We start from the raw sequence: 20,503 nt of genomic DNA on the forward strand, positions 1-20,503 counted from the left end.
CGAAAATATCAATACTATTTCTAAAATATTTTGCAAACCTTTACATTTAATTATAAAAGAAAAAGCTGACATTTTTGCCAGCTTCTTTCTTTAAAACAATTCACTAAGATTGATATCTTCTAATGTTATTTCTTTATTTGTCTGCGCCTCTAGTGACTCAAAATCAAAATATTCATTAATACTTAGTTGATTGATTTGAAAAATTTGTTCAAAAAGATTTTCAGGAATTTTCTTCTTCCATTTATAATCCAAAAAATAATGTGAAAGATCTTCCTTGGAAATAGTCTCATAGCCAAGTTCGTTAAATTCCATTACTTTATAATGGAACCATGTTTTATGTCTATCTTTTAAACTTTCCTTGTTCATAGACTACTCTTCTTCAGTTGCTACTTCTTCCGTACGAACTTCAATATTTGTTGGAGCTGCTGTAGGAATAACATGATGAATAGCACGTTTTTCGAATACTAAAATAACGTCTTCACAGTTTAATTCAACCGTTTGATCTTCACTATTCACTTTTTCAATGACGCCATGTAAACCTCCGATGGTAACAACGCTATCACCTGGTTTAATGGCATCCATTCTTTCCTGCATCTCTTTAACTCTTTGACGTTGTTTACGTCCAAAGAACCAGAATGCTCCACCCGCTACTACTACGTATAAAATTAATAATGTTGTTTGATCCATAATCTTTCCTCATTTCCAATGTATATGTCTTTACTTTATCAAAAAAATTAATCTATTTCTATATTCTTTAGAAATTTCTAGCATTTTCCTTGTTGAAACCATATTCTTCAAAGAACGCTTCTCTAAACTCTAATAAGTTATCATCCATAATCGCTTGTCGAACTTGTTTCATTAAGTTTAATAAGAAGTACAAGTTATGATAACTTGTTAAGCGCAATCCGAATGTTTCGTCTGTCTTAAATAAATGACGAATATACGCACGTGTATAGTTACGACATGTGTAACAGTTACATTTCTCATCTAAAGGTCGGAAATCACGTTCGTACTTTGCATTTTTGACTACAAGACGTCCGCTACTAGTCATACATGTACCGTTACGCGCAATACGTGTTGGTAATACGCAGTCGAACATATCTACTCCACGAATGACACCATCGATTAATGAGTCGGGTGAACCTACTCCCATTAAATAGCGAGGTTTATTAGAAGGAATCAGTGGGGTTAAGTAATCCAACACTTCATTCATCTCTTGCTTTGTTTCGCCAACAGATAATCCACCAATTGAATACCCAGGGAAATCAAGAGAAATCATGTCTTTAGCATGAGCAATACGTAAATCTTTATAGCCTGCACCTTGTAAGATACCAAATAATGCTTGTGTGTCTGGTGACTTATGAGCTTTTAATCCACGCTCTGCCCAACGAGTGGTACGAGCAATCGAATTTTTCACGTAGTCATGTGTATGATGAAAATCAGGACACTCGTCAAAACTCATAATAATGTCCGCACCTAATTTATTTTGAACATCGATTGAAATTTCAGGCGATAAGAATAGTTTAGATCCATTTAGATGGTTTCTAAAATGAACCCCTTCCTCTTCAATTCTACGCATATCACTAAGTGAGAATACTTGGAAGCCACCTGAATCGGTAAGAATCCCTTTCTTCCAGTTCATGAAGTTATGCAGTTTTCCTGCCTCATCTACAATATCCGCTCCAGGACGTAACCATAAATGATAAGTGTTACTTAAAATGATATTGGCACCCATTTCATCTAATTCTTCAGGAGACATTGATTTCACGGTAGCTAATGTCCCAACTGGCATAAACATCGGTGTCGGAAAACTACCATGTGGTGTAATGATTTCTCCAAGACGAGCGCCTGTATGTTTTTCAGTTTTTAATAATCTATATTTTACTGCAGGTTCTGTCATTTCATAAATCCTTTCTTCATTTCATAACTATCTAACTGTACTCTACATAGACAAAAATGTCCAATAAAAACGGGAGTCACGTACTTAATGACTCCCTTTCTACTACCAACCTTAGTCGGCAATTTTTGTATAATTGTAGCTTGGCTCTTTCAATTTCTCATCAAAGGTTACTTCTAAATTATGTCCTTGGAAAAACCATTCATCTCCAGTTTCAACAAAGTATGTAATGCCATTTTCCTCAACACTCACATAAGGTTTACTTGGAGCATCAACTTCAACAGCTAAAGAGAACCCTTCATGAATTGGACTGCATCCGTATACTTTACCTAGGAAACGAACCCCACGTTCTTTAGATACACCCATTTCTTCTTCGAACCATGCTTGTGCTTTTTTATCAATTGTTAGTTGCATTGTATCCACTCTTTCCTTTAATTTACAATCTCATTCTAACATAAAACTATAAAAAGTTAGCAAACTTTGCTCACTCATTACCTGTATATATGAAAGAAACACAGTTTAGCGATGTTAAACTTGTGAACCCATTAGATTCATAAAAAGAAATCGTCTTCATTGAATTATCAGTAGTTAATTGAATTTGATACACATTCTTGTACTTTTCTAGAGTCTGTTGTAATAATTCTGTGCCGATTCCCTGGTGTTGATACTCAGGAGTTACCAAAATATCTTGAATAAAGAGAATAGAAGCTCCATCTCCAACGGCGCGCAGTACACCAACGAGTATTCCTTCTTCATTAAACGCTGCTAATACATGAAGTGAATTTTCGAAAGCTGCTTTAAGCATTTCTGGTTTAGTTGTGTAATTGGTCCATCCTACCGCTTCATATAAAGGAAGGACATCTTCTACAGTGACATCTGGATTCTCAACATAGTGGATCATAATATTCAGCCTCTCTATTTTATTTATCGTTTATAGACCTTTCATCAAAATTATAAATAAAAAAACTGGAATCCACAATAGTGAATTCCAGTTCTGAAATTGTCTAATAAGATTAGCCAAGTTTGTTATAGTACTCAACGACTAGTGATTCGTCAACTTCAGAAGTTAACTCGTCACGTAATGGTAGACGGTTTAATGAACCTTCTAATTTATCTTCGTCGAAAGTAACGAACTCTGGACGACCATATAAAGCTTCTAAAGCTTCTTTAATGATTGTTAAGTTACGTGATTTTTCACGAACACCCACAACATCGCCAACTTGTACTTGGAATGAAGGGATATCTACGCGTTTACCGTTCACAGTGATGTGACCGTGGTTCACTAATTGACGTGCTTGACGACGAGTAGTTGCTAAACCTAAACGGTATACTACGTTATCTAAACGTTGTTCAAGAAGAACCATGAAGTTTTCACCATGTTTACCTTCTTTAATTTTGCCAGCTTTTTTGAATAAAGTAGCAAATTGACGTTCGTTCATACCGTACATATGACGTAATTTTTGTTTTTCTTGTAATTGTTGACCATACTCAGATAATTTTTTACGGCTGTTTGGTCCGTGTTGACCTGGTGCGTATGGACGACGAGCGATTTCTTTTCCTGTTCCTGAAAGTGAAATGCCTAAACGACGAGATAACTTCCAGCTTGGTCCAGTGTAACGTGACATTGAACATTCCTCCAATAATTGTTTATTTTTTTGGAGTAAAATAATCGCGAAATCTTCGATTCGTGCAGTCACTACAAGGGTTCACCTTTGCAGCCGCGGTTACTACCTTACCCTAAAGGCTAGGACTGTTGACGAGCTTCTATATTTCTGCTGCATATTTTACACAAAAAGTATTGTACCCTATTTCCTATGAAAATACAAGGATTTTACTTCACTTCCCACTCGAGAGATAAGTGGCAACATTTTTGATTATCGGATTCCAATTGGTGCAATGTTTGAACTCCATTTCCAGTTTCACGAATTTCATAAAAACTCTTAACTGTAGCTTCAGGTAAAATTTCCTTATCATATTTTACTAGAACTGATTTTAAAGAATGAGTCTTAATAAAGTCCATGCCAAGGCTATCCATCACCCAATCGAAATACTTTGCATTATTCACATGGTGATTATAATCGATATCATTCAAGCGAACGCGATACGTTTGGACACTTGCATTATCCAAGTCGATTTTTGGAACTCTTGGATTCCGACGATTATCCTTTTTATTCTCAATTGGATATTCGTTAAGCACTTCTTCATCGAGTGAGATGAGTTTTCGCTCTTTGATATTAATCATCGAAAATGTTGTTAATGCATCGACTAAAACTTCTTCCTCTTGAGATAAGATGGTATAACGACGGAACGTAAAGAACTTGTTATATCCAACAGGCTCCGTTTCGACAATAATTTCTTCTTCTAATTTAGGAAGACGATTAACCGTTAATTGGTTTTGAATCACAATCCATGAAAGACCTTTTTGATAGATCAAATCAGGATGCGCTAGACTACGTTCTTGTTTGCGAGAAGCTAACATCATAATCCCAACAACATGACTTAGTGATAACTCTCCTTTCCAATTACACTCATACGCCTTCACAACATGATTCATACGACAAATTGATTCTACCATAGTACATCCTTTCGTTATTGACTAGTTCCATACATCTTCGCTATCTGTATTCAATACTGAAACAATGTCATGCCCCTTGAATAAGATAATATAGTCGGTTGGTAAATGCATTACTTCATATAATTCTGGGTAATCTGGAAAGATTTCATACGCTTGATTTCCTTCTAGTGGTTGAGGATCAATCGTTTGATCGATTGGAGCAATATACCAAGTTTCATCATCAAAACGGTGTGCATACCACTCATCCACTTCAAAAGTATGGTTAGCAATCACTAATGGTCCATCGAAACGGAATGGAATCAGACGGCCTAATGTTTTCGTACGTTTTCCATTTTGAATCGTTTTACGAATAATATCTAGGAAATAAGAGAAATCTTCCACCCATTCATCTAATAGTTTATGTTCGTAATTTTGAACGACTACTTGGAAATCTTCCCCTTTAGGAATGACTTTCACTTGTCCATAATGAATTGGAATTAAAGTGTCGACCTCGTCCCAATTCTCCTCAAAATATTCTTCTACGAAAGTAAGCATATCTTCTGCTTCTTTTTGGTACTCTTCATCCGCCACTAAAATCAGACGGCGACCATTCACTTCACGAATAAATTCCATAAAATCTCTCCTTTCACGTTTACTAGTGTACCTCATTTTTAAAAATTTTACCTGTATCATACCCGCAAACTCTAAAAATTTGTTATACTGAATGAAAGCATGAAAGGAGCACATTGATGCAAAACAACCCTTTTTACAAGTTTTATCTAAAATCTCTTGACGAAAGAAAAGAAATATTATTCAATCATCCTACTTTGACTAGTAAAGCTAAAGAGCAACTAAACAAAGGTCTAGCGCTACCTGAATCCATCGCAAACCAAATGGTCGAAAACCAAATTGAAATATACGGCCTACCCTATGGAATCGTTCCAGAATTAATCGTGAACGGAAAAAGTTATATCGTTCCAATGGTAACGGAAGAACCTTCTGTTATTGCTGCAGCGAGCTATGCTTCAAAATTAATCAACTTAGCTGGTGGAGCCACAACGTTACAAGAAAAGCGCGAAATGATTGGAGAAATTGCCATTGTTAAATCTCCTCTAACACTTGAAGAAGTAAAAACTAAACTAGAACAACAAAGAGAATCGCTCTTTTCGATTGCGAATAATGCTCATCCTTCTATCGTGAAACGTGGCGGAGGAATTCGAGAAATATGGGTCGAAGAAAAGTCTACTGACAAAGAAGGATTTTTCATTTTCTACGTATCAGTTGATACAAAAGAAGCAATGGGAGCAAATATGCTGAACACCATCCTTGAAGCACTCGTATCACCAATTGAAGCAATGACTTGCGGCGAAAGCATTATGGCCATTCTATCAAACCTTGCAACAAACTCCGTTGTCACTGCTAAATGCGTACTCTCTCCTAGAATCTTAGATACAAGAACGACTAAAGGCGAAGAAGTTATCAGCCGAATCGTTTTAGCAAGTGAATTTTCTAAAGCGGACCCTTACCGTGCAACTACGCATAACAAAGGAATTATGAACGGTATTGATTCTGTTGTCATCGCTACTGGAAATGACTGGCGAGCAATCGAGGCTGGTGCTCATGCTTATGCAAGTTTAAGCGGACAATATCAACCACTGACAAATTGGACAAAAGATGAGGCAGGGAACTTAGTGGGTACTATCACTCTTCCTCTTCCTGTTGGAACGGTCGGAGGTTCAATTGCAATTCATCCAGGTGCACAATTTGCACACGAGTTACTCGGTCATCCAAGTGCTGTTGAACTAGCGGGAATCATTGCATCGATTGGTTTAGCGCAAAACCTTGCTGCTGTAAGAGCTCTTGTAACAGATGGCATTCAAAAAGGACATATGAGACTACAAGCGAAATCCTTAGGACTAGCAGTTGGAGCAACAGAAGATGAACTTCCGCTTCTTATGAATTTACTCGCTAAAGCACCTCACTTAAATCAAGAAACTGCCAAAGCTCTATTAGAAAAAATAAGAAAATAAAAAATAGACTTCCCTAGCTTAATGCTAAGGAAGTCTTCTTTATTTTCATTATCTTTCGTCTTCAGTGTATTCCATTAATGTGAAGATGTCGTATTCGCTAATTTTTTCGCGACCTTTTAAGTCTGTTAATTCTACTAAGAACGCTAAACCAACAACTTCACCGCCAAGTTTTTCAACTAATTTTGCAGCGGCAGCCATTGTTCCACCTGTTGCTAATAAGTCATCACAGATAAGAACTTTTTGACCAGGTTTTACAGCATCTTTGTGTAAGTGTAATTCTGCTGATCCGTATTCTAAATCATATTCAACAGCTACTGTTTCACGAGGTAATTTTCCTTTTTTACGAGCTGGCGCAAATCCGATTCCTAATTCATACGCTACAGGACATCCAACGATAAATCCACGCGCTTCAGGACCAACAATCATATCAGCACCAATTTTACGTGCATAGTCAACAATTTGTTGAGTTGCGTATTGGTAAGCTTTTCCGTTTGCCATTAATGGAGAAATATCACGAAAAATAATACCCTCTTTAGGATAATTTGGAACGCTAGCAATATATTCTTTCAAGTTCATCAAGAACTCCTCCTTTTATTTATCCTATTGCGATTCAATCCAATTTTTCAATTCTTGAAACTGACTATAATTGAATTTTTTTTCAAGCAATAATTGTTCTTTTAACTTCTTTAATAAAACTGACTCTTCCAAGTCATTCGTTTTAGGACTTGTATGAATAAACAAATGTCCGTTTTCTATTTTAACAAATTCTAACTCAAAAAACACTTTTAATATCACTCGGAATTGTTCAACTGGAATTTTTAAGAAATTAGCGACTGAGACTAATTTTTCATTGTAAGGAAGTTGTCCATGGGATTGGATATATTTATACACACTACCAAACTTGGACTTATCTGGAATTCCTGTGGTCACAACTGAGTTCTTCGTATACGCGATGATATATAGCTTTTGAGGAAATTCCATTTTAAAGAAAGTTTCCACTTCCTCCACTTTTTCAGGTAAATCAAATAACACGATCGCATTTGCGGTTGGAATCTCATTTGAGGAAACAAAAGATGAAAAATCCATCACGCTTGAATTACTTGGAATTCTTGTTTGTAGTTCTTTTAAATACACTTCGTTTGAAGCTAAATAAAGGGCATTTTCAACATCAAGATGATCTTTAGTAATCTTCGAAGTCCGCCAGTCAATAACGATTCTACCTTTCACAGCGATATCTTTCACCATTAATTGAGGAAGACGATTATTTTGCCATTCATTTATCTCTAAAGTACCAGCAATGCTAATCTTGGTATCTGGTTGAAGAGAAGCTGCCCATTCCCCTTTACTAAAGGCCATTGCTTGTAGCGTATATGTAGAATTATCTTCTTTCAAATGAAGCTTCAAATGTTTTTTATCCGCTCCTAGCAATTGAGTAGACGCCACTTGGATTCCATCTATAGAAACAACTGGTTCTGGATTATCCGTACCAAATGGTTTCAGACTTGCTAATGACTCAATCCATTCAACCGTAATATCTTTTAATGGAAGAACTTCATCAATCGTTAACGTAGCCTTCGCATCTAATAAGTCTTGATGGTCTTTAGCATATTGTTCTAGCCCATCAATAATCGTTGGAAGCATAATTGTTTCAACTGTCAAACCAGCAGCCATGTGATGTCCACCGAATTTTAAAAGATGATCTTTTACACTGGTTAACGCATCATAGAGATTGAACTCTCCAAATGAACGTCCACTACCTTTAGCAGTTAATCCGTCATCACTAATGCCTAACACAAGAGTCGGTTTACCAGTCTGTTCAACAATTCGACTCGCTACAATTCCAAGTACGCCTTCATGCCAACCTGGTTGAGCTAACACAAGTATAGGTTGATTCATTTGTTCTTGAATAAGTGGGGTGGCCTCTTCGACAATTTGATTGACGATTGACTGACGTCTTTCATTCTCCGATTGCATGAAATCAACAATACTCTGTGCTTCTTCATCGTCAAACGTTGTCAACAACTGAACACCTGGAGTAGCATCTCCAAGGCGACCTAGCGCATTTAAGCGCGGTCCAATTTGGAAACCAATCGTCTTTTCATCTAATTTATCCATTTTAACTGATAGTTTTTCTAATAATGAAACAAGTCCAATTCGTTGCGTTTGTTTCATTTGAGCGATTCCTAGTTTAGCAATCGTTCTATTTTCATCTGTAAGACTGACTAAGTCCGCAATTGTTCCAATCGCTGCTAATTCTACCATTTCTTCTGGAAACTCTCCTAGAAGCGCGTGAGCAAGCTTAAAAGTCACACCAGCACCCGATAAATCTTTGCATGGATAATTAGCCTCTGGATGACGTGGATGGACAACTGCATAAGCTTCTGGAATTTCACTTGGAATTTCATGGTGGTCCGTTAAAATCACATCACAACCATTTTCCATCGCATAACGAATTGGTTCATGCGCTGCAATTCCACAGTCTACCGTAATAATGAGCGTATGGCCTTCTTCAAGTGCGCGTTCGAACGCTGGAATATTTGGACCATAACCATCTATAAAGCGATTTGGTAAATAGTACGATACTTGAGCTCCTAGCATTTCAAGCGTTTCGTAGAGAATCGTTGTACTCGTAATCCCGTCTGCATCATAGTCGCCATAAATATGAATTAATTCTCCATTTTCAATAGCTTCTTGAATACGCCCTACCGCTTTATCCATATCGTGTAAAAGGAATGGATCGTGGATTAGATGTGGTGTTGGCGAAAGAAACTCTTGCATCTCTTCTGCTGTTTGAATTCCACGTTCCACACATAAGCGGACGAGATTTTTGGATACAGCACTTTCACTCGAAAGAGATGTTACGAGTTCTTCATCCACATTCTCTTTTAACTTCCATGCATAATTTGCAAAACTCATCGTACACCTCCTCTACTTTTTATTGAAAATACTCCCTAATAGTTTGTCTCCTATTTTCGGGAATAACACATTTAATTTACTTGCAAAGTTCATTGCTTTTGGCAAATTCACTTCACGTTTTTCTTTTGCAATTCCTTTAACAACTTCTCCTGCTACCTTCGCTGGATCTAATACTACAGCGCCTAATTGCTCTAAGTATTTTCCAGTTGGCTCAGCTTTATCAAAGAAGTCTGTCGCAATCGGTCCAGGATTCACAGTCATCACATGAATACCATATGGTTTTAATTCTAAACGCAGTGCATTCGAATACCCTAACACTCCAAATTTGGTTGCTGAATACACGGATGATTTTACTGTTGCCGATTTTCCAGCTTGAGAAGCGATATTCACAATTACTCCGCTCTTATCTTCAATAAACCTAGGTACAAAATGCTGAGTGATTTTAATTAATGTATTCAAGTTTAACTGAAGCATTTGATTAATCTCAGATTCACTTAAGTCTTTAGCATATTTAAGGTAGCCAAGGCCAGCATTGTTGATGACCATCGTAATTTTGTATTTTTCATCAAGAGTTGATAATAAGTCTTGAACAGACGCATCATCGGTTAAATCACACGAATAAATATCGACAGGTTTTGTAGTGAACGATTGGCACTCCTTAGATACTTGCTCTAGTTTATCCATATTACGAGCTACAAGAATGAGTTGCACGTCTCTTTTAGCTAATTCAATTGCGATTTGTGCACCTAATCCACCACTTGCTCCAGTGACAAGAGCCACTTGATTCGTAAACCATTTAGCATCCTTCATGATGTTTAATCCTTTCAACGGTCACAATGTCGAAGTCTTTTACAACTTGAACATTTTCAAAGATAGTTTTTGCTTCGTCTTCTAACTCTTGGGATTGTTTTCCAATATAGCGAGCACTAATATGCGTTAACAAGAGTCGTTTTACTTCAGCGTTTTTAGCTACTTCAGCTGCTTGAAGACTTGTTGAATGGAAATGACGATAGGCTTGTTGGCCTTTATCTCCTTCATACGTTGCCTCATGGACCAGTACATCCGAACGATAAGCTAAGATTTCACTAGCTTCACATTTACGAGTATCCCCGCAAATAGTTACCACACGACCTTTAATATCTGGTGAAATATAATCTTGTCCATTCACGATTGTTCCATCTTCTAGAGTAATCGTCTCCCCTTTTTTCAACTTGCCATAGAGTGGACCAAAAGGAATTCCTAACTCTTTTAGACGGTCTGCTTGAAGTTCGCCTGGTTGATCTTTTTCAGTGACACGGAATCCATAAGAAGGAATTCCATGTTCGAGCCGCTTCATTTCTACTTTAAAATGCTTATCCTCAAAAAGAAGACCTTCCTTTTCATATTCAACAACTTTTAAAGGATATCCCAATTTAGAACAAGAAGCCTGAATCGTTGTGTCGATAAAGTTCTTAATTCCTTTAGGACCAAAGAGGGTTAAATCATCTTCTCCGCCTTGGAAAGAACGACTAGTAAGTAGTCCTGGTAAACCAAAGATATGATCCCCATGCATATGTGTGATGAAAATCTTCTTGATTTTTCCTGGACGAATATTTGTATTTAAAATCTGTTGCTGTGTAGCTTCTCCGCAATCGAATAACCACACTTCATTAATCTCATCGAGAAGCTTTAATGCAATTGAAGTGACGTTTCTCATTTTAGAAGGTACGCCAGCACCTGTTCCTAGAAATTGCAATTCCATTTTAATTTCCTCTCAATGTTTCATATATTTTTTTCGCAAAGAATAGCGCTTCTTCATGAGCACCAACTTCCGTTACATACGATTTATGTGAATAGAACCAATCTTGGTCTTTGGAATACTCATTCCAGTCAAGAACATGGACATTCGAATACTTCTCACTTACAGAAGCGTACACGTTATTGACATCCTCTCTCCATGTTTTAGACGTTGTTGTCGTAACAAGGAAGATTTGTTTTTCCATACCAATTCGTTTCAATTCACGTTCCAATTGTCCTTTTGTAAAAGCACTATTAGCACCAAACATTAATACAACGATGTCATTTAATTGATTCTTCGATTTTAATTCGTTAATCGTTGAAGATAAGTCTGTTACTTGTGCAATCGTTGTTGCATGCATCACGGCATTAGGGTAAATGGTCGTGAGTTCATTGGCAATTGCAAGAAGGGATTGGTCTCCGATAAAGGTAATTGAACTATTACTACTAAAGACGGTTTCTTCACGAGTTAAACCAACCACGTTATTAATGGTTTTCAGTAATTTTTTATCCGTTTGTTGTGTATTATCCACAATTGTTTGGTTTGTATGGATTAATTCTGTAAGAGTGGCCTCTTGTTCAGACAGTTTACTTGTAGACTGTACTAAACCAACTGCTAAAATGATGAGTGGCACCGCACAGATTCCAAAGAAAATTTGTTTTCCAAAAGCTGTTTTTTCATTCAACAGCCCCATTATTTTACGGGCCATTTGAAGATAACGTCTTTTCTCAAACACTTGATACCAAACTTCTCCAAAGAAGAGAATCAGTACTAATTGGATGATGCCGTGAATTAAACTACTTGAACCAATAATGCCCATTTTTGCTTGGTATAAGACAATAATCGGTAAGAACCATAAATAATACGATAAACTCCTACGACCAATCACTGTTAATGGTTTGAAACGGAATAAAATCCCTGTTCCTACTTTTGGATGTAGGCTCATCAAAATCACAGCAGCAACTGTTAAATCAAAAAGCAACATTCCACCACGATACGTAATATCTTCGTTACGTCCGAGCGTAAATAATAAAATGAACATTAACACAATTGGGATTAAGCGTAAATATTGCTCATACGGCAATCTAGATTTATGTTCCTTTTGGAAACGATCTAAAGGATATAACAATGCCGTACATGAACCAATAAGCATTGAAAACAATCGGGTCCAAGTGCTCATCGTGACATACGTTAATGAGTCTGCTCCTTTATAACTAAAGAGCATTAATCCAAATGAAGCTGTAGCTAACACAACGATAGCCACAAACAATGTATTATGCTTCTTAACGAATAAACTTAAGAATGCAAACACAATCGGCCACAATAAGTAAAATTGAAAGGCCAATGAGATATACCATAAGTGTTCAAATGGATTTTCCGTTAATAAGTTTGGAATAAACGTTTGAGCTCTAAGAATCTGCCACCAGTTATTTAAAAACACTAAACTGGAAGTAAATGATCCTCTTAAGTTCACCAACATCTCATTTTGAAACAACGTAATATAAATGAACACTAAAACGAGCATTGCGATTAAAGGCAGTGCAATACGCGCTAATCGTTTTAGTAAAAACTGCTTCAAAGGAATCTTTCCATCGTTCATCAAACTTGTCATTAAGCGGTTTGTCATAAAGTATCCCGCTAAAATGAGGAAGATGTCCAATCCAAGAAATCCACCCGGTAAGCGATAAGAATACAAGTGATAAATAATAATACTAAGAATTCCTATCGCTCTTAGGCCGTCAAAGGAAGATACGTAAAAACGTTTTTCCATCTCACTTCTATCAATCATATTCAAAACTCCTTAATCTACGAACTCGAATGAGAAGTTTAGAATGCGTACTAAATCGCCATTTTCAGCGCCTTTTTCACGTAAAGTGCTATCTACACCCATTCCACGTAATTGACGTGAGAATCGCATAACAGACTCATCATGTTCCATATTAGTCATCTTGAATAGTTTTTCAATCTTGTCACCATAGAGTACCCAAGTTCCATCTGGATCTCTTGTCACTTTGAATGGTGCTTCCTCTTCTTCTAATCCATAAACGATATGTGTTTCCACTACTTCTTCGTTTAATGGGAAGAATTCTGTTTCTTCTAACACTTCAGCAGTTCTAGCAAGCAATGCTTGAAGGCCTTCACGACGATATGCAGAAATTGGGAAAATTTCTGGCATTTCTTCACCTTCAGCCAAGCTATCCGCTAAATCTTTCTTGAACTTCTCTAAGTTTTCTTCCGCTTGTGGTTGGTCCATTTTGTTAGCTACGATTAGCATTGGACGTTCCAATAAGCGTAGGTGATAACTTCCTAATTCCTCTTGAATAATCTTGTAATCTTCAAAAGGATCACGGCCTTCCATTGCGGCCATATCGATCACATGAAGTAATACTTTTGTACGTTCGATATGTTTTAAGAAATGAATTCCAAGCCCTACACCTGTATGAGCTCCTTCAATTAATCCAGGTAAGTCTGCAACAACGAATTGCTCGCCATTTGGAGACTGCGCCATTCCTAATTGAGGATTCAATGTTGTAAAGTGATAGTCCGCAATTTTTGGTTTTGCGCTTGAAATCACGGATAGTAAAGTGGACTTCCCTACAGATGGGAATCCAACTAAACCAACGTCAGCTAAAACTTTTAATTCTAAATCGAGTTCAAACTCTTCCCCTGGTTCACCGTTCTCAGCAATGTCTGGTGCAGGGTTTTTATGCGTTGCAAAACGGATATTTCCTCTACCACCACGGCCACCTTTAGCAACTACTACTTCTTGCCCATCTTCCACTAAGTCAGCAATCAGCGCTTTCGTCTCAGCATTTCTAACGATTGTTCCTGGTGGAACTTTAACGATTAAGTCTTCTGCTCCACGGCCATACATACTCTTACTCATGCCGTTTTCACCAGGTTTTGCTTTGAAATGACGTTTGTGACGGAAATCTAATAAAGTTCTAAGTCCTGAATCGACTTTAAAAATGACACTTCCTCCTTTACCGCCGTCTCCACCAGCCGGGCCTCCGTCTGGTACGTATTTTTCACGACGAAACGCAACCATTCCGTCTCCACCTTTTCCGGCTTTGACTTGAATCGTGGCACGATCATAAAATACTGCCATTTCATTCACTCTCCTTTCTGTGTGAGGGGTCTTATTTAACAATTAATGATGTGAAATCTGCTAAATCTAAAATGATTTCAGATAGCAATCCTAAGAATCTTAGACGGTTACGACGAGTCGCTTCATCGTCCACCATTACCATATTTTCATTGAAGAAATCATTGATTTTTGGTGCCATTGCTTCTAAATGACTATAAAGTTCTTCAGGAGTTAATGTTTGTACTTTTGAATGAAGTTCTTTAATAGCTTTTACTAAAGTTCGTTCACTTTCTGTTTCAAGACGATCTTCTAAAATTGCGCCACTCGCATCATCCTGAGCTTTTGCACTAATATTGATAACACGATTTAAGGCCTCTGTAATTCCTTTAAATTCTTCAGATTCAGAAACGGCTGAAAGAACTTTTGCAGCTTTTAATTGTTCAGGAACTGATGAAGTATGACTGTTTACAACCGCATCGATAATATCATGACGTTTTGTAATTGTAGCAATACGTTGTGCTACACGTTCACGAATAAAGCTTAAGATAAACGTTTCGACTTCTTCCTCTTTACCTGATAGGAATTCAGCATAATCAAGACCTAATAACAATTTAGTAAAGTCTTCAATTTCAATATTCCAATCAAAGGCTGCAAGGATTTGTACTAGCCCCATTACTTGACGGCGAAGCGCATAAGGGTCATTTGAACCTGTTGGAAGCATTCCTGCAGCTGTAAAGCTTAAGAAAGTATCTAATTTATCTGCAACCGCAAGTAAAGCACCTGGTACAGAAGAAGGCAATTCACCATCTGCACTTGTTGGCATATAGTGTTCACGGATAGCTTGGGCAACTTCTTGCGTTTCTCCTTGTTTCAAGGCATAGATTTCACCCATGATTCCTTGTAATTCAGGGAATTCACCAACCATGTTTGTTACTAAGTCGAATTTGTAAATAGAAGCGGCACGTTGAGCTGTGACAACGACATCACTTGGTACGTTCAATTCTTTTGCAATACGTCCCACAAGTAATTGCACGCGGTCCATTTTCTCTGTCATAGAACCAATCTTGGCATGAAAGTTCAATGTTTCTAGTTTCTTCAAGAAAGTTGTCATAGGAATCTTTAAGTCTTCTTCGTAGAAGAATAACGCATCTTCTAGACGAGCTGTTAACACTTTTTGATTTCCTTTTGCGACATTTTCAATCATGTAATCATTCCCGTTACGTACTGAAACGAAGAATGGTAATAATTGTTTTTCCTGGTTATACACGACAAAATAACGTTGGTGTTCTTTCATTGACGTCACTAATACTGGTTCTGGAACGACTAAGTATTTTTCATCAAAAGTACCCGCAAATGCTGTTGGGTATTCAAGGATTGAACTTACTTCCTCTAACAAGTCTTCATCGATTGGAATAATCCAGTTGTTTTTAGCAGCTAATTCTTCAATTTGCTTGCGAACTAATGCTTTACGTTCATCTTGGTTCACGATGACAAATTGTTCAGCCAATGCTTTTTCATAGCTTTCTGGATTTTCAATCGTTGCTTCTTTTCCAAGGAATCGATGTCCTCTTGAAATGCGTCCAGCTTTGACATCTAATACGCCGATTTCTTCGATGACTTCATTGCCGTATAACGCAACAATCCAGTGAATTGGACGTAAGTATTCAAATGTATGAGCTGCCCAACGCATGGTTACTGGGAATTTCATATCTGTAATCACAGAAGATAAGTTTTTAACCACTTCTTTTGTTGATTTACCAGCGATATGTTGTTTCACATGAATGTATTCAACGCCATTCACTTCTTCAACGTAAATATCATCTGTTGTTAACCCTTTCCCACGAACAAATCCTTCAGCTGCCTTTGTCCAAGCTCCATCTTTTTGAGCGATTGCAAGCGATGGTCCTTTAAAGATTTCTTCTCGGTCAGCTTGTTCTTCGACTAAGCCATTTACTCGAACTGCTAATCTTCTAGGAGTGGCAAATGCTTCTACGGATTCAAATTCTAAGTTTTCATCTTTGAAGAAGTCTTCTACACGTTTTGATAATTGTTCAGAGCTTGTTCGAACATATTGAGCAGGTAATTCTTCTAAACCGATTTCTAATAATAATGATTGTGTCATTCTTTCTCCTCCAAACTCTCTTATTTCTCTTTCAATAATGGGAATCCTAATGCTTCACGTTCAGCCACGAAAGTTTTCGCGATTGTACGAGCCATTTTACGAATACGGCCAAGGAATCCAGCACGGTCTGTTGCAGAAATTATTCCGCGAGCATCCATTAAGTTAAATGCATGAGAGCATTTCAATACATAGTCATAAGCTGGGTGAACTAAGCCTTTTTCCATTAATACAGTGGCTTCTTTTTCAAAGTCTGTAAATAATTGCATTAATAATTCTGCATTGCTTTCTTCAAAAGCGTATTTAGAATGTTCATATTCTGGTTGAGTGAAGATATCCCCATATTTAACATCTCCAGTCCATACTAAATCATAAACACTCTCTACTTCTTGAATGTATGAAGCAAGACGTTCTAAACCATAAGTGATCTCACTTGTTACAGGGTGACATTCTAGTCCACCTACTTGTTGGAAGTACGTAAATTGAGTCACTTCCATTCCGTCAAGCCATACTTCCCATCCTAAACCAGCGCAGCCTAGAGATGGATTTTCCCAGTTATCTTCTACGAAACGAATATCGTGTTCTAACGGGTTAATTCCAAGAGCTTCTAAGCTTCCTAAATATAATTCTTGAATATTTTCAGGAGATGGTTTCATCACCACTTGGAATTGGTGGTGTTGGAATAAACGGTTTGGATTTTCCCCGTAACGACCATCTGCTGGACGACGTGAAGGTTCCACGTACGCGGCATTCCATGGTTCTGGTCCAATCGCACGAAGGAATGTATAAGGACTCATTGTCCCCGCCCCTTTTTCAGTATCGTATGCTTGAAGAAGCAAGCATCCTTGGTTAGACCAATAATTTTGTAATGTTAAAATAATTTCTTGAATACTTAATTTTTTTGCCATAATTGTTCTCCTTTCTATTGTGCATTCACTACTGGATAGAATTCATAAATCACTCCAGGAATCACTTCACATTTAACTTCTTTAATCGCTTCATTCTTTGTTTTAAAGCCGTACATTGAATAGTTTGCACTTGTTTGGAATTCTTCCAACACTTCATCTTCATGGCCAATCACACTGACTTTAATTGGTGCTAAAGAAACCACCTTCAATTGAAAATCTTTGAATTCTGAAGCTGGAATGACCATTGTAAAATCCATATTATTTCCTCCTTTGGCTAAATAAAAAAAGTCCCTATGTACACAAAAAGCATACATAGGGACGACTAATCGCGGTTCCACCCTAATTTCTTGGTTTAAAACCAAGCTTCATTGTTGATAGACTCAAGTGCGCCACTTTTAATGACCCATGATATGGATTCCACCAGCCCATACTCTCTTTGACATTTTATCATTAAAAATCTCACTGTCAACGTCCTATTAATCTTCCACTATAGTACCGATAATTGCTTAAAAAGTCAAGTAAAGACAGCGTTTTGCGCTACTCTTAATCTTGTCCTCTTTTCTGCATTAACGTTTCCCATTCGACCATCTGATCTAAGAATTTTTTGCTCTTCAAACGTATGCCCACATACTCATCCATAATGGTGTCAAACAACCGTCTTAATTCACTTGTAGTCTCACCCGATAACTGAATAGACCCTATTTGTTTTGGAGTATTCACAAGCGCTAATTGCCTTGCTACGTACAATGCCTTTCTAGACAGTTGCATGCGATACTCATCTTCGTCTAAATGATTCTTACACAGGCATCCATGCTTTTGAATCGAAAAATCAACTAAGTCCGTATCCCTATTACAAATAACACAATGTTGCCACTCCACTTCGACTCCAAAGTAACGTAGAATCTTGATTTCAAAGAACCTCAAAATTACTTCTGCATCGATTCCATTATTAATGGCTTCAATAGAGTCCCACAGCAGTTGAAATACCGTCTTATTCACTATATGGTCATCCATCACCGCATCTGTTAATTGTGTTAAATACGCTAAAACTGCTTGTGCCTTTACATCTTGTAAGACAATCGTTGCAGGCTTAATATCGTGACTATCCTTTAGGAAACTAAACCCATTTTGATGAATATGCCCCAGGAAAGTCGCTCTTGTAAACACCTGTGTTGCAGCCGTTAATGGATGATTGCTTTGCTGTGCATTTCGTAAAAAGAACATCAACTTTCCGTGGTCTCTCGTCAAAATTTTTACGAGCATATCTTTTTCTCGGTACGTCTGTCTCATTATGACAATCCCATCAAAATAGTGGTAATAATCCATTTGATTTCATCCTAATCTCTATAGTCTGTCTCTTTATATCCGTATTCTTGTAGATTACTTTTACGTTTACGCCAATCTTTTTCGACTTTTACCCACAATTCAAGATAAACCTTATTTCCGAGTAATTGTTGAATATCTCGTCTAGCTCTCGTCCCAATTTCTTTCAAGAGACGTCCACCTTTACCGATAATAATACCTTTTTGTGATTTTCGCTCCACGATAATATTTGCATAGACATGAACCTTATCAAATTCATCTTTTTGCATCTTATCCACTGTTACAGCCACCGAGTGAGGAATTTCTTCCTGCGTTAACTGTAAAATCTTCTCACGAATTAATTCTGAAACCACAAAGTATTCAGGATGATCAGTGATTTGGTCTGCTGGATAATATTGTGGACCTTCAGGAAGAGCTTCTATAAGTGCTTCCATTAATTCGTTCACATTATTTCCTTGTAATACTGAAATTGGGAATACTCCCGCAAAATCAAGAGCATCTTTATAACTTTCAACACGCTCTAATAACACTTCTGGTGTAACAAGGTCAATCTTATTTAACACTAAAAAAATCGGTGTCTTAATTCCTTTTAGCTTTTCAATAATGAAGTCGTCTCCTGGCCCACGTTTTTCACTGACATTGACCATAAATAAGACTGCATCCACTTCTTTTAAAGCAGAATAGGCACTCTTCACCATGAATTCACCAAGCTCATGTTTTGGTTTATGAATTCCAGGCGTATCTAAAAAGACAATCTGAGCGTTATCTTTAGTATAGACTCCTTGAATTTTATTTCTTGTGGTTTGTGCTTTATCAGACATAATGGCAATCTTCTGACCTAACACATAGTTCATAAATGTTGATTTGCCGACGTTAGGTCGCCCCACAATCGCTACAAATCCTGATTTAAATGATTTTGTCATACTCTCTCCTTAAAAATGAAACCATTTTGGCAAAATTATAATTATCGCAATAACGACTGTAAAACCTGCGCTTAACAATACTCCATCTGCTGCAATATCTTTTGCCTTTTTAGCTTCAATATGATATTCCTTTTTCACTAATAAATCTACCAAATTTTCAACAACTGTGTTTAATATCTCCATGACTAATACTAAAAATATACAAAGTAATATAAAACACCATTCGAGTGCAGTTAGTCCAGAAATGAAACTTATCAATATGGCCAACGCCGCCATGGACAAATGAGCTTTCATATTCCGTTCTTCATGAATAACTGTTTTGATTCCGTGTAGTGCATGTTTCATTGAAGTCAAAAAGGTTGAATTTTTTCCCGTTTGTCTATCCGTCATTTCTAGTTAACCCATAAGCTTCTAAGATTTCTTGTTGCAATCCTGTCATTTCAGCTTCCTCTTCTTCAGTTTGATGGTCATAGCCATTTAAATGTAAAAATCCGTGAAGTGCTAAAAATCCAAGTTCTCTTTCAAGCGAATGACCATAATCTTCTGCTTGTTCTTTTGCACGGTCTAAAGAGATGACAATATCTCCAATTGAAGTCACGAAACTATCATCTTCCTCCATAATTGACTGCATGCTTGCCAAATCATCATCGTCATCATCCAATGCAAAACTGATAACATCCGTTACTTTATCGATATTTCTAAAATCACGATTGATTTCTCGAATCCGTTCACTAGATACGAAAGAAATACTACATTCTTTTGTTTGAGGTATTTTTAGAAAATCTGCTGCAAAAGATACCACCTTATGAACCAGTTCTTGATGACTTTCTGGAACTACTTCTGTTTCATCAATAATTTCAATAATCATTTTAAAATCTCCTTTATTCATGTCACTATTATTTTAACAAACTCCCTACATTATTGGAACTTTGACGAATGTTGAACTAAACATTAAATAAAAATGATCC

General features: G+C 37.1%; 22 protein-coding genes. 1 reads left to right on the plus strand and 21 read right to left on the minus strand.

Annotated elements, in window-relative coordinates:
* Positions 1-90: 90 nt before the first annotated feature.
* The 8 genes from HMPREF3106_RS06815 to HMPREF3106_RS06850 all read right to left on the minus strand — a co-directional run bounded on the left by HMPREF3106_RS06815 (position 91) and on the right by HMPREF3106_RS06850 (position 5,084).
* Complete coding sequence (locus tag HMPREF3106_RS06815; protein ID WP_005605609.1) at positions 91-366, minus strand: post-transcriptional regulator; 276 nt, start codon at positions 364-366, stop codon at positions 91-93.
* 3 nt (positions 367-369) lie between these two features.
* Positions 370-687, minus strand: a complete 318-nt coding sequence (gene yajC, locus HMPREF3106_RS06820) for a preprotein translocase subunit YajC (RefSeq protein WP_005605610.1) — start codon at positions 685-687, stop codon at positions 370-372.
* Between the two features lie 67 nt (positions 688-754).
* A complete protein-coding gene (gene tgt / locus HMPREF3106_RS06825) occupies positions 755-1,900 on the minus strand; it encodes a tRNA guanosine(34) transglycosylase Tgt (protein WP_070445319.1) in 1,146 nt (381 codons plus the stop codon).
* A 111-nt stretch (positions 1,901-2,011) separates the two neighbouring features.
* A complete protein-coding gene (locus tag HMPREF3106_RS06830; protein ID WP_070445323.1) occupies positions 2,012-2,311 on the minus strand; it encodes a HesB/YadR/YfhF family protein in 300 nt (99 codons plus the stop codon).
* Positions 2,312-2,381: 70 nt separating this feature from the next.
* A complete protein-coding gene (locus HMPREF3106_RS06835; protein WP_070445326.1) occupies positions 2,382-2,798 on the minus strand; it encodes a GNAT family N-acetyltransferase in 417 nt (138 codons plus the stop codon).
* A 112-nt stretch (positions 2,799-2,910) separates the two neighbouring features.
* Positions 2,911-3,522, minus strand: a complete 612-nt coding sequence (rpsD, locus tag HMPREF3106_RS06840) for a 30S ribosomal protein S4 (protein WP_070445329.1) — start codon at positions 3,520-3,522, stop codon at positions 2,911-2,913.
* A 206-nt stretch (positions 3,523-3,728) separates the two neighbouring features.
* Positions 3,729-4,472 (minus strand): acyl-[acyl-carrier-protein] thioesterase, encoded by a 744-nt coding sequence (locus HMPREF3106_RS06845; protein ID WP_246827546.1) that lies wholly within the window; start codon positions 4,470-4,472, stop codon positions 3,729-3,731.
* A gap of 21 nt (positions 4,473-4,493) precedes the next feature.
* Positions 4,494-5,084, minus strand: a complete 591-nt coding sequence (locus HMPREF3106_RS06850) for an immunity protein Imm33 domain-containing protein (RefSeq protein ID WP_246827547.1) — start codon at positions 5,082-5,084, stop codon at positions 4,494-4,496.
* Between the two features lie 116 nt (positions 5,085-5,200).
* On the opposite strand from HMPREF3106_RS06850, the gene HMPREF3106_RS06855 reads away from it, so the two are divergent.
* A complete protein-coding gene (locus HMPREF3106_RS06855; RefSeq protein WP_070445335.1) occupies positions 5,201-6,481 on the plus strand; it encodes a hydroxymethylglutaryl-CoA reductase, degradative in 1,281 nt (426 codons plus the stop codon).
* Between the two features lie 48 nt (positions 6,482-6,529).
* Here the strand turns inward: HMPREF3106_RS06855 and HMPREF3106_RS06860 are convergent, their stop codons facing one another.
* The 13 genes from HMPREF3106_RS06860 to ybeY form a co-directional block, all read right to left on the minus strand.
* Positions 6,530-7,057 carry an adenine phosphoribosyltransferase gene (locus HMPREF3106_RS06860; RefSeq protein ID WP_049555465.1) on the minus strand — a complete coding sequence of 176 codons (528 nt, stop codon included), beginning with the start codon at positions 7,055-7,057 and terminating at the stop codon, positions 6,530-6,532.
* A gap of 24 nt (positions 7,058-7,081) precedes the next feature.
* Positions 7,082-9,397: a single-stranded-DNA-specific exonuclease RecJ gene (recJ, locus tag HMPREF3106_RS06865; RefSeq protein ID WP_070445338.1), complete on the minus strand. Its 2,316-nt coding sequence runs from the start codon at positions 9,395-9,397 to the stop codon at positions 7,082-7,084.
* Between the two features lie 12 nt (positions 9,398-9,409).
* The gene (locus tag HMPREF3106_RS06870; RefSeq protein ID WP_070445341.1) at positions 9,410-10,207 is read right to left on the minus strand and encodes an SDR family NAD(P)-dependent oxidoreductase; all 798 of its coding nucleotides are present in this window, start codon (positions 10,205-10,207) and stop codon (positions 9,410-9,412) included.
* Positions 10,194-11,138 carry a ribonuclease Z gene (gene rnz, locus HMPREF3106_RS06875; RefSeq protein ID WP_070445344.1) on the minus strand — a complete coding sequence of 315 codons (945 nt, stop codon included), beginning with the start codon at positions 11,136-11,138 and terminating at the stop codon, positions 10,194-10,196. Before rnz ends, HMPREF3106_RS06870 begins: the two co-directional genes overlap by 14 nt.
* 1 nt (position 11,139) lies before the next feature.
* Entirely contained in the window at positions 11,140-12,963 is a 1,824-nt protein-coding gene (locus tag HMPREF3106_RS06880) for an acyltransferase family protein (RefSeq protein ID WP_070445347.1), read from the minus strand.
* A 12-nt stretch (positions 12,964-12,975) separates the two neighbouring features.
* On the minus strand, positions 12,976-14,283 hold the full coding sequence (gene obgE / locus HMPREF3106_RS06885) for a GTPase ObgE (RefSeq protein WP_039848793.1): 1,308 nt from the start codon (positions 14,281-14,283) through the stop codon (positions 12,976-12,978).
* A 31-nt stretch (positions 14,284-14,314) separates the two neighbouring features.
* Entirely contained in the window at positions 14,315-16,384 is a 2,070-nt protein-coding gene (gene glyS / locus HMPREF3106_RS06890) for a glycine--tRNA ligase subunit beta (protein ID WP_070445350.1), read from the minus strand.
* Between the two features lie 20 nt (positions 16,385-16,404).
* Positions 16,405-17,289, minus strand: a complete 885-nt coding sequence (gene glyQ / locus HMPREF3106_RS06895; RefSeq protein ID WP_070445353.1) for a glycine--tRNA ligase subunit alpha — start codon at positions 17,287-17,289, stop codon at positions 16,405-16,407.
* A 14-nt stretch (positions 17,290-17,303) separates the two neighbouring features.
* On the minus strand, positions 17,304-17,546 hold the full coding sequence (locus tag HMPREF3106_RS06900) for a hypothetical protein (protein ID WP_039848794.1): 243 nt from the start codon (positions 17,544-17,546) through the stop codon (positions 17,304-17,306).
* Positions 17,547-17,832: 286 nt separating this feature from the next.
* A complete protein-coding gene (gene recO, locus HMPREF3106_RS06905; RefSeq protein ID WP_005605639.1) occupies positions 17,833-18,615 on the minus strand; it encodes a DNA repair protein RecO in 783 nt (260 codons plus the stop codon).
* An 11-nt stretch (positions 18,616-18,626) separates the two neighbouring features.
* Entirely contained in the window at positions 18,627-19,535 is a 909-nt protein-coding gene (era, locus tag HMPREF3106_RS06910; protein WP_005605640.1) for a GTPase Era, read from the minus strand.
* Positions 19,536-19,544: 9 nt separating this feature from the next.
* Entirely contained in the window at positions 19,545-19,925 is a 381-nt protein-coding gene (locus HMPREF3106_RS06915; RefSeq protein ID WP_070445355.1) for a diacylglycerol kinase family protein, read from the minus strand.
* A complete protein-coding gene (ybeY, locus tag HMPREF3106_RS06920) occupies positions 19,915-20,403 on the minus strand; it encodes an rRNA maturation RNase YbeY (protein ID WP_039848795.1) in 489 nt (162 codons plus the stop codon). Before ybeY ends, HMPREF3106_RS06915 begins: the two co-directional genes overlap by 11 nt.
* Positions 20,404-20,503: the final 100 nt, after the last annotated feature.

Origin of the sequence: Granulicatella sp. HMSC31F03 (assembly GCF_001807725.1) — a bacterium.
Taxonomy (GTDB): domain Bacteria; phylum Bacillota; class Bacilli; order Lactobacillales; family Aerococcaceae; genus Granulicatella; species Granulicatella adiacens.